8 protein-coding genes are annotated in these 14,481 nt (G+C 45.6%); 3 read left to right on the top strand and 5 right to left on the bottom strand.

Translation table 11 applies throughout. The features are described from left to right. Positions 1–116: 116 nt before the first annotated feature. Positions 117–2,753, top strand: coding sequence for a putative bifunctional diguanylate cyclase/phosphodiesterase (locus KNQ03_RS07785; protein ID WP_214724183.1), 2,637 nt, complete (start codon positions 117–119; stop codon positions 2,751–2,753). 139 nt (positions 2,754–2,892) lie between these two features. Next, positions 2,893–3,714: a DUF6612 family protein gene (locus tag KNQ03_RS07780; RefSeq protein WP_064299228.1), complete on the top strand. Its 822-nt coding sequence runs from the start codon at positions 2,893–2,895 to the stop codon at positions 3,712–3,714. Positions 3,715–3,766: 52 nt separating this feature from the next. Here the strand turns inward: KNQ03_RS07780 and KNQ03_RS07775 are convergent, their stop codons facing one another. Next, the gene (locus KNQ03_RS07775; RefSeq protein WP_214724181.1) at positions 3,767–5,470 is read right to left on the bottom strand and encodes a methyl-accepting chemotaxis protein; all 1,704 of its coding nucleotides are present in this window, start codon (positions 5,468–5,470) and stop codon (positions 3,767–3,769) included. A gap of 188 nt (positions 5,471–5,658) precedes the next feature. Between KNQ03_RS07775 and KNQ03_RS07770 the strand changes: the two genes are divergently transcribed. Further along, positions 5,659–7,017, top strand: coding sequence for an alanine/glycine:cation symporter family protein (locus KNQ03_RS07770; RefSeq protein WP_214724179.1), 1,359 nt, complete (start codon positions 5,659–5,661; stop codon positions 7,015–7,017). Positions 7,018–7,311: 294 nt separating this feature from the next. Here KNQ03_RS07770 and treC read toward each other — a convergent pair whose 3' ends face one another. The 4 genes from treC to KNQ03_RS07750 form a co-directional block, all read right to left on the bottom strand. Further along, a complete protein-coding gene (treC, locus tag KNQ03_RS07765) occupies positions 7,312–8,952 on the bottom strand; it encodes an alpha,alpha-phosphotrehalase (protein WP_214724177.1) in 1,641 nt (546 codons plus the stop codon). Positions 8,953–8,973: 21 nt separating this feature from the next. Beyond that, entirely contained in the window at positions 8,974–10,413 is a 1,440-nt protein-coding gene (gene treP, locus KNQ03_RS07760; RefSeq protein ID WP_047394480.1) for a PTS system trehalose-specific EIIBC component, read from the bottom strand. A gap of 182 nt (positions 10,414–10,595) precedes the next feature. Then, positions 10,596–11,303, bottom strand: a complete 708-nt coding sequence (treR, locus tag KNQ03_RS07755; RefSeq protein WP_214724175.1) for a trehalose operon repressor — start codon at positions 11,301–11,303, stop codon at positions 10,596–10,598. A gap of 200 nt (positions 11,304–11,503) precedes the next feature. After that, positions 11,504–14,317 carry a sensor domain-containing protein gene (locus KNQ03_RS07750; protein WP_371743243.1) on the bottom strand — a complete coding sequence of 938 codons (2,814 nt, stop codon included), beginning with the start codon at positions 14,315–14,317 and terminating at the stop codon, positions 11,504–11,506. Positions 14,318–14,481: the final 164 nt, after the last annotated feature.

Raw genomic sequence — 14,481 nt, 5'->3', positions numbered from 1 at the left:
CTCTCGATTGGGCAAGAAGTACGTATCATTTTCCTGTTTGTGACAAAAAAGGTTTTTCTCTTGTTAAACATCGGTATATAACAACTAGTACGTGCTGAATAGAATGGAGGGACAACATGAGAAAGCAGACATGGACGGTTGGGTTTTGGGAAATCAATTGTTTTATACTTTGCTTTTATATTTGGCTGATTCTTTTTGAATCCAGCCCACAATGGAGTGCGTGGGGAAATAATACGTTCTCGATTCTCGGTTGTCTCGTTGCCACGATCATGCTAGGACGTTTAGCGGTAAAGCACGAAGTAGATGGACAGCGATGGTTCTTCTTCTGGCTTGCTTGTGGAACAGGCAGTTATCTCATTGCAGAATTGATATGGACCTATACGGAAGTCGTATTGAAGCAGGTCGTATCGTTTCCTGGAACACCAGATTCTTTTTATTTATTACAGATATTCTTTTTCTTAGTAGCGTTCTTATACTTCATTCGTCAACAAGTATTACCGAAGCGACTGATCGGTTTTATTTTTGATATCTTGATCGTCATGACGGTAGCTATGACATATAGTTGGTTTTTCTTAATGCGTCCGATTCTCTTGAATCAACAGGCGACCGTTGCTGAAGTCGTCGTCTCCTTTAGTTATCCGCTTAGTGATATCATTCTATTATTTTGTGCCATCAGTCTCTTTTTCATCATCCCGACAGACGTGTGGCGACGACGTCAACGCCTGTTTCGCCTACTCATTACGGGTCTAATCATTCAAATCATTGCGGATACATGGTTCCTCTATGAGACGATCGTAAATCGTCAGGAAGCCAATGAATGGATTGATCCATTGTTTATTGCTGGGCTGTTAATTGTGGCGAATGCAGGATATAAACAAGATGTGGGAACGGTTAGACTTTCGAAGGACGTCTCTCGAACACAATCAATCGGAAAGTTGTTTTTACCGTATGCTTTAGTTCTTTTTCTGTTCGGTACCATGCTCCTGTATGCGCAGCGTGATTCTTCCGTCAACGGATTGATGATTGGGTGTGGAATCACGATTTTCTTGATTCTGATTCGACAAATCTTGATGATTTTGAATAACCAGCAACTCTTGCAAGCCGTTCATCAAAAAACGGATGCGTTAGAAGAGAGTGAAGAACGCTATAAATCGCTATTCATGTATCATCCGGATGCCGTATACTCGCTCGATCTATCTGGAAGATTAGAAAGTACCAATCCCTCATTTGAACGAATGACGAATGATGACGGGAAGGAATGGATTCAAAACACATATCAATCATTTTTAAAGCAGTTGGATCGTCGAGAAGCACATGCATTTCATTTCGAGACGTCGTTTCAGACGGAAGATGGAAAAAGTCGATTATTAAGCATCACGAGTATTCCAATCCGTATCAAGGAAAAAGTCGTGGGTGTTTTTGGTATTGGTCAAGATGTTACGGATATCCGGGCGAATGAGCAGAAAATTCATCGATTGGCTTACTTTGATCCTTTGACGGGAGCATTGAACCGACTGCATTTCGAAGAACGTCTTCAATACATCATGCAACAAGAAGGACAAGAAGAATGCATGTTATGTTTCATCGATTTAGATGATTTTAAGATGGTCAACGATACGTTTGGTCATCAAGTCGGAGATCAGCTCTTGAAGAACGTCGTCCATCGTCTGCGAGAAGCGACGGAATCATCCGATATCGTCGCAAGACAGGGCGGGGATGAATTCACGATTGTCCTTCGCGACATCAAAAATACTAATTCAGGGAGAAAACGCGTGCAATCGATCCTTGAGTCATTGCGTACGCCGCATCAAATCGATTCATATGAACTCATTTCGAGTCCAAGTATCGGTACGGTCACTTTTCATGCGGGTACGCCGCAACCGATGTTAACGTTGTTACGTCAAGCGGATTTAGCGATGTATCAGGCGAAATCACGCGGAGGAAAGCGAATCGTCTACTTCGAGGATATTGCAGAGAGTGCATCGCGACGTTTTCGTCTGGAATCGGAACTACCGATGGCGATCGAACACCAACAGCTCGTTTTGGAATATCAACCTTTAGTCGATACAAAGTCTTATCGAATGGTCGGGGTGGAAGGCTTGATCCGTTGGAACCATCCGGAGTTCGGTAGAATTGCACCGAAAGATTTCATTCCATTGGCAGAAGAAGCCGGAATGATCATTCGTTTAGGGGATTTCGTCCTGAATGAAGGATTTCGACAAGCTAAGCGATGGCAGGAAGCCGGAATCGATCTCAAGCTTGGATTAAACGTCTCGATGCAACAGTTTCACCACCCGACATTCATCTTGTCCTTGTTGCGATTGATCGAGGAAACAGGGGTGAATCCAGCACGGATTGATTTAGAAATTACAGAAGTCTCCGCCATCGAAGAGGTGGAGGAGACGATCGAGACGATGATGCGACTCAAACAGATGGGCTTTACGATATCGATTGATGATTTCGGTACAGGATACTCTTCATTGTCAAGACTAGCTGACTTTCCGATCGATACGTTGAAGATTCCCCAAGAATTCATAGAACGAATGCAGGATAGTGAGACGGATCATGCATTGATTTCATCGATCATCCACTTAGCAAAATCGTTACGACTTGACGTCGTAGCAGAAGGGGTAGAAACGTTAGAACAAGTCAATCTATTGAATCAGTTAGCTTGTCAACGCATGCAAGGTTATTATTTTGGCAAGTCGATGCAGGCAGGAAATATCCAAGAACTATATCAATTAGAAAAATGAATTTCAAAAAAAGAATAGTAGATTTGAAATTCGAGGGTTCGTTTTGAAGTAGAACGGTAATGGTCTACTAAAGAAAGTTTGAAACATTTTCCAATGTTTTTCGTAAATCAGGGTAACGCGTATAAAGGAGGAAATGAATATGAAGAAAACAAGGTGGGTAGCAGCCGGGATTGTCGCAGCATCGATTGGACTAGCCGGATGCCAAGATGGACAGACGGATTCAGGTAGTGGCAGCGGATCGGGTTCGACGAAGTCGGGGGAACTCTCGAACACAGAGCTATTAAAGAAAGCGACAGCCGCTCAAGAGGACATCAAATCGTTCCACATGGAAGGAACGGTCAGCTCTAAAGCAGGTGAGATGGCGATGGATCAGAAGGTTTCCGCTGATATCATTCAAAAGCCACTCGCGATGAAGCAGACGATGACGATGAAAAATCCTGAAGATGGGAAAGACGTGACGATTGAGAGTTATATCGTTGACGATAAAATGTATCTCTCACAAAACGGACAATGGATCGTTCAAGATGTTTCGGAGCTAGGCGAAATGGTCGAAGCGATGGAATCATCGGCATCAACGGAACAAAACCTACAGCTCCTAAAGAAATACAAAGATAATTGGACAGCGAAAAAAGAGGGCGACGTCTATCAGATCGACGTTAAGCTGAGTGGTGACGATCTGAAAGCCTTCATGAAGGATTCACTCGAACAGACAGGACAGATGGCACAGATGAAAGACGCGATGGATAGCATCGATTATAAGAAAATGAACTACAAGATGACGTACGACGCGAAGACGTTCTATCCGAAGTCTCTCGACATGGACATGGTGTTTGCGATTGAAAAAGAGACCGAATTCAATATGAAGAATGAGTCGACGTTCTCGAAATTCAATGAGATCGACGAGATCACATTACCGGCGGAAGCAAAAGACGCACAACCGCTCACAGGTGCAGGACAATAAGTAATAAAAAACAAGCCCCTCTCTTCTGATCTGAAGACGAGGGGATTGTCGTTTAGACTTGGAACTGGCGTAAGACCTCTTTTAGTGCCTCCGCCTGCTGTTGACTGACGGAAGTCTGATCATGGACATCCCGGAACGCTTGGACGGAATGATTGATTTGTTCTGACATCGATTGTGTGCCTTGCGCCCCATCATTGACGGTGACGGCAACATCGTGGATGACACCGAGCATGTTCGCTGTCAGTTCCTGAAGTTGACCGGCTTGGGCAGCGAAGTGTTCCGCTGCATCACCGAATAAATGTGCGTCGTTCCGATACTGGACGGAGGCATCCTCAAACAAATCATAGTCTTTGGCGACCTTTGTATCAATGAAAGAGAGCATCTCGCCGGACGCAGCGTTCAAGTGTTCAACGGACTCGATGACAGAAATCGAGACATCTTGGATTTGTTCGACGGTATCCCGACTACTTTCGGCAAGTTTGCGAATTTCATCGGCGACGACAGCGAATCCGCGACCGACTTCACCAGCTCGTGCTGCTTCAATCGAAGCATTAAGGGATAAGAGATTCGTTTGCGCCGCAATCGAAAGAATCGCGTCCGATAAGACGGAAATTTCTTTAACGGCCTTCGCACGTGCCATCGCATCCTCGAGTTTACTTTTCGTCTCGGCGAGAATGTGATTCGCGGTCTGTTTCGCTTCTGTTGCAACGACTTGAAGTGATTCAGCACGCCCACCGACTTCTTGCGCCCGTTTTCCGTTCGCTTCTGCACTAGAGACGATATCATGAATCGTCGCTTCCATATCGACAGCAGACGAGTTCATCTCTTCGGCAGAAGCAGCTGTCTCCTGCATCCCGGCTGATAAGTTTTCAATCGTATGGGAAGTCGACGCCATATCCTGATCGAGTTCGCTGATTCGACCGGAGACGTGACGTGAAGTCGACACGACATGGGTTGCTGTATCATCAACCTGGATGATGATTGTCCGTAAGTGGGCGATGAATTGATTCATCGACTGGGCGATTTGTCCAATCTCGTCATCACGTACGACGTCGAGTTGTGCCGTCAAGTCGCCACCTTGTGTTGCTAGTTCATACGTTTTCGCCTGTAGTTGGCGGAGTGGACCGAAGATCGAGCGTAAAATCAAGACGGTGAAGATGACACCGAGTAATCCGACGACACCGATGATCGTGAAGAGAAGGATGTGAGCTGTATTGGCAGAACTTGTGATGGCATCACCATTTATTTTCGCTTGTTGATTATTGTATTTCACGATTTTCGTTAATTGATCAGAAACGGCGAAGTATGAATCACGACTCTCACCTTCATAATAGGTGACCGCTTCTTTTTGGGTTTCCGGCGTACTAAGGGCGAGAAGGCGATCAGTCGTCTCATTGAAAGTTTGCCATTTTTTCGTGAGATCATTGAACAGTTCGCGATCGCTTTTTAAATAAATCGTTTTCTCGTATTTCGCGAGATTCGCGTCAACGGTCGCTAAACCGTCTTTGACACGCTTATCATAACCGGCTTTAATTTCTGGATCATTTTCTTGAATGTGTAATAATTCAACACGTCGTAAATCAGACAGTGCCGTGTTCGTTTCATGGGATAAGTTCAGACCAGGAATCCAAGACGAGGTGATCGTTTGACTCTCTTGGTCAACACGATTGAGAGAAGATGCGCCGTATAAACCGACACCGATCAAGCTAAGCAAAAGTATGGAGGACAATAAGATAAGCTTTGTTTTAATCTTCATATGATTCGCTCCTTTTTTGCAAGATGAACTATTTATTTTCTTGATTATACCTTCACAAGTAAAAAATTTACTTATTATCAAAAAAATTAAAACGTAAAATAGTTCCATGAAAAAATAGTTTGACAATTATCGGTAAATTCTGAAAAGATGGTAAGGAACTACATATCTCATAAAGGGAGGTAAGACGAATGGGAAATTCATTTAGTGAGTGGATTAGTGCGGTGTCCGATATCGTATGGGGACCACCGTTACTCATTCTGTTGGTCGGTACGGGGATTTACTTGACGATTCGCTTAGGATTCATTCAAATTACCAAACTGCCGTATGCGCTGAAACTTGCGTTTTCAAAGCATCAGGACGATAAGTCAGAAGGTGACATCAGTCACTTTCAAGCGTTGATGACGGCACTAGCTGCGACCGTCGGTACGGGGAATATCGTCGGTGTCGCAACTGCCGTCGTTCTCGGGGGACCAGGCGCGATCGTCTGGATGTGGCTGTCCGGTCTGTTCGGGATGGCGACGAAATACGCGGAAGCGATTCTTGCCGTCAAATATCGTGTCGTTGATGAAAAAGGACAGATGGCAGGGGGACCGATGTATTACCTCGAGCGTGGACTGAAGCAGAAATGGCTCGGTGTCTTGTTTGCTGCATTCGCTTCGATCGCTGCGTTTGGGATCGGAAACGGGGTCCAGACGAACTCGGTCGCCCTCGCGATGAAATCGACGTTCGATGTGCCACTTTACGTGACGGGGATCGCGTTGATGGTATTGACGGGTGTCGTCATTCTTGGTGGGGTCAAGTCAATCGGGAAAGTCGTCAGTCTGTTCGTTCCGTTCATGATTTTCTTCTATGTCGGAAGTGGCTTGCTGATTCTCATCATGAACTATGATCTGATTCCAGGTGCGATTTCAACGATCTTCAGTAGTACATTCTCAAACGAGGCCATCACGGGTGGGGCAATCGGAGCGGCGATTCGTTATGGTGTCGCGCGTGGTGTGTTCTCAAATGAAGCAGGACTCGGTTCAGCACCGATCGCAGCTGCTGCTGCGAAGACGGACTTCCCGGGCCGTCAAGCGCTCGTCTCGATGACGCAAGTCTTCCTCGATACATTGGTCGTCTGTTCGATCACGGGTCTGACACTCGTCATGGGGGGACAACTCGATACGAAGTTGGAGGGTGTTGAATTGACGACGGCGAGCTTCGAAGTCTTCCTCGGTCCTGCCGGGAAATACATCGTTACGATCGGTCTCGTCATGTTCGCGTACTCGACCGTTCTTGGCTGGTCGTACTACGGTGAAAAATCGATCTATTATCTGTTTGGTCAAAAATCAATCCTACCGTACCGCATCCTGTTCGTCTTAGTCGCTGGAGCAGGTGCAATGACGACGAACTTGAACATGGTGTGGGCGATTTCTGATGTCTTCAACGGATTGATGGCGATTCCGAACTTAATCGGTTTGATTGGACTGTCCGGCGTCGTCATTGCCGAGACACGACTGTTCCGCGAACAGTTGAAACGAGAAGAAGCGAATCGGAAGGTTTCGTAGGATACATGCTCTAATAACGAGTTCGTGTATGATGAAGTATGAAAAAAGGAGATCACGTTCCGGGTCATGAACTCGGATGGTGATCTCCCTTTTTATTTGATCGAAAGAAATTAAGAATGCGCATCCTCGACTCCTACAGGAGAAGAAAGCACAGACAGTGCTTTCGGCAGGGATAGGTAAGACCCGGCAGACCGCAGTGAATGCGGGTGGCCGCGGCTTACCTCCCGCCTGTGGAAAGCGAGGATGAAACATTCGTTGTTAGAGATGGTAATCAAGAGAAAAACGAGAGATACATCACTTTTGACGATAAAGCATCAGGGATTCATAAGGACGTAACGTCAAAGTCTGACCCTCTGTCTGCATCTTCTGATAGTTGTGAAGCAACACCGTATAATCCGATCCGTCACGAGGTAACGTGAACGTCGTCTCTGTTCCGTAGAAGTTCGAAACGACAAGCAACTCTTCCTCGCTTGTGGCACGTTCGTACGCCCAGAGTGACGGATCGTCTGGTGTCAACAGACGGTACGAACCGTCCGTCAGCACGTCATACTGTTTGCGGAGTTGAATCAACTGTTTGTAATGATGATAGACCGAGTTTGTGTCTGCGACAGCCGACTCGACATTGATGTGATCATACGTTGGTGAGACCGGTATCCACGGCTCGCTTGAACTAAAGCCACCGTTGACAGCATCCGACCACGGCATCGGCGTCCGCGCATTGTCACGCGACTTTTGACGAATCGCAGCGAGAATCGCTTCTTCCGTTACGCCGTTGTCCCGAGCTTCCTGATAGGCGTTCAACGTCTCGACATCGCGGTAGTCGGACAGATCCGTGAAGTCCGGATTCGGCATGCCGATCTCTTCTCCTTGATAGATATACGGTGTACCTTGTAAACCGTGAAGCGTCGTCGCGAGCATCTTCGCACTTTCGACGCGATACGTGACGTCGTCACCAAACCGGCTGACGACGCGTGGCTGGTCATGGTTGCACCAAAAGATAGCGTTCCAGGCTTGTCCGTTCATGCCGGATTGCCAGTCGGAGAAAATCTGTTTCAGTTGCTTGAAATCAAACGGTGCTGCCGTCCATTTTTCACCGTTCGGATAATCGACCTTCAAGTGATGAAAATTGAACGTCATCTTCAGTTCTTGTTCATTAAGCGATGAATAACGGAGGCAGTGTTCAAGTGACGTCGACGACATCTCGCCGACCGTCATGAGATCGTGTCCAGCAAAGACTTCTGCGTTCATCTCTTGCAAGTAGTCGTGGACGTTCGGTCCGTCCGTATAATACGTCCGTCCGTCTCCTGCTGGATCGTTCGGAAGACCTGGCGTCTTTGAGATCAAATTGATGACGTCGAGTCGGAAGCCGCTGACCCCTTTATCCCGCCAAAAGCGCATCATGTTGTAAACATCTTCTCGTAAACGTGGATTTTCCCAGTTCAGATCCGCTTGTGTCTTATCGAACAGATGCAAGTAATACTTGCCAGCTACCTCATCAAATGACCAAGCGGGACCGCCGAATTTCGATACCCAGTCGTTCGGTGTATCGCGCCAGATAAAATAGTCGTGATACGGGCTGTCCGGGTGACGTCCTTCTTCGAACCAAGAGTGCGACGTCGAGCAATGGTTGACGACGATATCCATCATGACAGACAGACCGCGTTGTTTTGCTTCTGCAAGTAACGTCTCGAAATCGTCCATTGTTCCGTAGGATGGATCAATCGCGTAATAATCACTGACATCATAACCATTGTCGTTTTGCGGTGAGGCATAGACCGGCGTCAACCAGAGATAATCGACACCAAGATCCGCCAGATAATCGAGTTTGGCAGTGACGCCTCGTAACGTACCGGTCGCTTTGCCCTCCGGACTATAAAAACTCTTCGGATAGATTTGATAAACGGCGGATTTGCGCCAATCGGTTGTCGTGATCATGAGATACACACCTTTCTAAAATTACGCTGCTTTTTTCAGGGCAGCTTTTTTTGCGCGTTTCGTCGAGACATAGTGGAACAGGAACGTACAGGCGACAGGGACGATGATCGCGATCACCATGCCGACGATGAACGACAGAATCGAGCCTGGTACGATCGAAATGAAAGCAGGTAATCCGCCGACACCGATCGCAGGAGCAAGAACGCCACTGACAGCGATGAAAGCTGACGCGATCGCTGAACCGACGAGTGCCGCGTAAAACGGATATTTGAACCGGAGATTGACCCCGAACATGGCCGGTTCCGTGATTCCGAAGTAGGCGGATAAAGCGGACGTTGATGCCATGTTTTTATCGTTAACGTTTTTCGCGAGGAAAAGCATCGCGAGTGTTGCTGAACCTTGAGCGATGTTCGAAATCGCGATCATCGGCCAGATGAACGTCGTTCCACTTTGTCCGATCAACTGTAGATCAACAGCGATGAACATGTGGTGCATGCCGGTAATGACGAGCGGCGCATAGAGTGCACCAAAGAGTAGGGCACCGAGTAATGGAACAGCTTCGAACGTATTGACGACACCGATCGTAATCCAGTCACCGACTTGACGCGTGACTGGTCCGATGACGGCAAGAGCAAGGAAGCCCGTCAATGTGATCGTCGTAATCGGTACGACGAGCAATTGAATCGCATTCGGTACGCGTTTTTTGAGCCAACGTTCAATCGTACTGAGAACATAAGCAGCGGCGAGTACAGGGAGGATTTGTCCCTGATAACCGACTTTTTCAATTTCAAAGAGACCGAGAATGTTGAACGTCGGGATTTCACCTTTTAGAGCACTTTGCCCGTAGTTCCAAGCGTTTAAGAGATCTGGGTGAACGAGCATCAGACCCATGACGATCCCGAGAATTTCACTTCCACCAAAGCGTTTCGTCGCTGACCAACCGACGAGTGCCGGGAGGAAGACGAAGGCCGTATTGGCCATCATATTGATGAGATCCCAAAGTCCTTGTAAGTTCGGATAACGATCGATCATCGTCTTGCCACCGAACTCGATACCGAATAGATTATTGATTCCCATTAAGAGACCAGCAACGATGATCGCCGGGATGATAGGCATGAAGACATCAGAAAAGACTTTGATCAACTTTTGGAACGGATTCATCTTAGCAGCGCCAGACGATTTGACATCCGCGATCGTTGTTGCCTGTAAACCGGTTAATTGAATGAATTCTGCATAGACCCGGTCGACGTCTCCGGCACCAATGACGATTTGATAGACACCCGCGTTCAAGAACGCGCCTTTGACGAGCGGAACTTCAAGTAAGGCTTCTTGATCGACAAGTTCTTGGTTCTTAAGCGTTAAACGAAGGCGGGTGACACAGTGAGCTGCCTGCTCGACGTTCTCCTTGCCTCCGATGTTCTCAATGATTTGCTCTGCAATCTGACGATAGTTTGGTTTCATCTCGATGCTCCTTTTTGGAAGTGACATACTCGACCACTTTTGAAATGAAAACGTTTTCTTATCTGCGCACACTTATCTTAACTTATCTATATAAGTTGGTCAAGAGCTTATATAGATAAGTTGGGAAGAATAAAAAAGAGAGAATCCGTCATCTACGGATTCCCTCATCTTGCAGCCTATATTCAACGACGGGCAATATCAGTGAACTGAAACTTATCGAGCCGATGACGCGATTCCGTCCGCTCAAAATGTTGTCCTTCATAGAAATACGTATCGTTCGTGACGACGATGACATGCGTCATATCATGAAGGTCGAGTCGTTCTTGGTCTTCCATTGTCGCAGGGCGAGCTTCGATTTTTCGTTTCGCGTAGCTGATCTGCCGACCAAGTGTCTCTTCGATGTACTGATAGATCGAACCTTGAGCGATGTCAGTAGTGAGTCCAGGCACGAGTGCGGTCACGAAATGATTGATGTCACGGATGACACGTTCACCATCGATCTGGCGAATGCGCTCGATGCGTGTCACGTTCGTTCCTTGTGCCACATGCAATAATGAAGCCAGCTCAGCAGAAGCAGAAAGGACTTCGCAGGATAAGACATCCGTCTCGACGGTATGACGTCCCATCCGGCGATGTGCTTCCGAGAAGCTGACGATGCCGTTGAATTGAAACTCGATCGCTTCTTGCGACAGGACGAAGACACCTTTCCCCTGATGTTTACGGACGAAGCCTTTTTCTTGCAGGGCATCAATCGCTTTTCGAACCGTTCCGCGACTCGCCTCGAATTCATGTATCAATTCCGTTTCAGAAGGTAATTTCGTTTCAGCCGGGAGCGTTCCTTCCTGAATCCGCTGTGCGAGCTCGTGATAGATGTTTAAATACTTCGGCATATGATCCGTCCTTTACACTCAAATAATGCCTTTAGTGTAGCACGGAACGATTACAGGCATCCAATCGCCAATCACATAAGACTGAGCAAAAAAATGTAGTAATAATAGAATTTACCTACTTGTATAAAGAACTGAACAAAATAAAACAATGGACTAAAGTGTCCACTGTTTTATAGGATGTATAGAATTTTCAAATCAATTTAGATATGATTCAATCTTTGCATAGCTTCGAATACGTAGTGTGACTCTTTCATATTCATAAAGCGGCATTCGTATTCAGTCAAACCATTTTCCAGTTCGAATGACTGAGTAGGCTGAATGATAATGATGTGATCATCAATTTTTAAGGCAAGTTCGATTTCTTCATGAATCGGTAGGTGAAGTGAGGAATAGAATGAGACGGAATGTAAGGTTCCTTTAGAAATTAGGATATCCGTATAGCCGACATGAATTTGTTTTCCTTTTAATCGGTGAATCGTAATGGAAGCCGTTACGGTCAATTGATGTGCAGTGACGCTCATTGCTTCAACAGCACTGACTTGACGTTCCTTAAGAGCAGACTCGAAATCGGCTTTAGGAAGAGGACGACTAAATAAATATCCTTGAATCGTCGTACAATCTAGCTGACGCAAATAATGCAACTGCTCCATTGTTTCTACACCTTCGGCAATCACGTCCATGCCGAATTCGTTAGCCATGAACAGTACACTTCGGACGACCGACTGTGTTTTTTTATCATGTGCCAAGGATGTAGCGAATTGTCGATCGATTTTGATCGTATCAATCGGATACTGTTGTAAATAAGAAATAGAAGAATAACCTTTTCCGAAATCATCAAGTGCAATTCGAATGCCCATGGCACTCAGCATTTCTAAAGATTGATGGATTTTGGCGTTATCAAAGAGTACGTCTGTTTCGAGGATCTCGATTTCAAGCATTCCAGGTGAGATATCGAAACGGCGTAATGTTTCCTTGACGGTCTCAGCGAAGTTTCCATACATCAACCGTTTCGGAGAGACGTTAATGGAAACCGGAACAGCTGGAAGACCTGCTAGTACCCATTGGTTTATACTACGGCAGGTCTCTTCAAGAACCCAGTCTGCAATTAGGATATGCATATCACTCTCTTCAGACAAAGGAATGAAATCATTCGGAGGAATCCGTCCCCACTCCGGATGTTGCCAACGAACGAGTGCTTCCGCCCCGACGATGATGCCAGACCACGCATTCACTTTCGGTTGATATTCTAAAAAGAGTTCGTCTCGACGGATCGCGGTTCTGAGACTGTTTTGAAGTTGATGCCTGCGATACGTCTCGATGTTATATGTGGAAGAATAGACACTGTAGGAATTCGTCTTCGCACGACCAAGCGCGATGTTGGCTGCCTTAATCAATTCATCGGGTTGAGAAGCATCTTCAGGATAACGACTAACCCCAATCGTCATTGAAGGATACCACTCATAGGAATCCACTGCGATTTTTTCCTTAGAACTTCGAAGGAAGGTTTCGCAGACATGTTCAATATCTGATTCACTGACGAGATGAGGAAGTAAGACGATATACTCATCTCCATACAAATGACCGACATAAGCTTCTTTGGATAAATGATGTAATAGGCGTGTGGCAGTTTGTGTCAACCAACGATCCCCAATCTTATAACCGAAATCATGATTGATGGAACGCAGTAGATTGTAGCTGACTGTAAAGACGCTGAAGCACTCATATGTATCGATCCAGTGTTGAAGTTGTTCAAGGACAAGTGCACGGTTCGGCAGACCAGTCACCGGGTCATGCATCGCGAGTTGGAAGATTCGTTCTTCCTGATGCTTCAGTTGTGTGATGTCTTGGACGACACTTTGATAGGCAATGATGTGATCCATTTCGTCACGTAGAGGTGTACGATGCTCAAGGATCCAAAGTAATGTATGTTCGATCCGAATCCGATAAGCGATTTCAACATCGTGACCCGATAAGATACGGGCATGTGCCGATTCGAGTTTCGTTCGGTCTTCCGGAACGACGATCTCTTGTAACCATTCGATAGGGCGCGATTTATACTCAGACAGTAGTCCGTTAAATAAGTTTTCAAAGCCTTGTGTCGAAAAATCGATTTTTTTCTCTGCTAAATTAAATCGATAGATGGCACTTGTAGCAACTTGTTGGAACGTCGAAAGTTTATGACGTTCATCATGGAGCTGCTGATTTAATTGTTTATGATCAGAAAGGTTATAGATGGCACATGTAATTTCAGCATTGTCTCCATCTTCGGGATTACGATAGGCACAACGGCAAAACACATCCTGATAACCGTCTTGTGAGTGTAGGACACGTGTTTCGATTTCAAGAGGATCAGTGGTTTGTTGGAAGCGAAGAATATCTAAATAAGCTTGAAAAGCATCTATGTTATCCGGATGGATCAATCGTAAGATACTCTTTTTATCAAATCGATCGAGTTGGCGATCGGAAATACCAAGTAATTGACCAAAAGAATGAGAGAAGCGTAATAAATAGCCTGCTTGGTTGAATGTGGCAGTCGCGATGCCCGGCAGGCTCTCGACGAGTTGATGATCAAAAGTAATAGATTCGAACTTAGATTTCAAGTGACGTGTTTGGGTGATGTCTCGAGCGATACCGTATGCTCCGACGATGAGCCCTTGGTCAAAAATCGGAATGTTAGCAATCAGCATCTCGAGATAATGCCCCGACGCGTGGCGAACGCGCACGATATAATTGACACTCTTTCCTTGAAGGACTTCTTGGAAATGTTCATTTGCGATAGCATGATCATCCGGATGAATGAAATGATTTTTGTGTCGCAGTAAATCTTGTTTCGTATAACCAAGTAACAACGTTGTTTTTTCATTCAAACTTGTTGTAACACCTGTAAGATCCAAAGTATAAACAGCGTCCGGATGATGTTCAATGAAGTTTGCATCAATCGATGTCGTGGACAGTACATCAGAAGAGGATTTTTTTGGAGAAAAAAGTGTTGCTAATCCTTTTTTTAGCGGCAAGGAAATCCCCCTCGGTAGAGTTTAAAATATATTATACATTTTTATTATATAACAATTATTTGGTTTTGAAATCGTCATTTGTATGATTTTGAAATTAATACAATTTAATACAGTTAACTAATAAAAATAAACCGGAGTCGAATAAACTCCGGTTTATTTTTATT

The sequence above is a fragment of the Exiguobacterium sp. s143 genome, assembly GCF_018618895.1.
Classification (GTDB): Bacteria; Bacillota; Bacilli; order Exiguobacteriales; family Exiguobacteriaceae; genus Exiguobacterium_A; species Exiguobacterium_A abrahamii.
The sequence above is the reverse complement of the archived record's forward strand: the minus strand, read 5'-3'. Positions and strand labels throughout refer to the sequence as shown.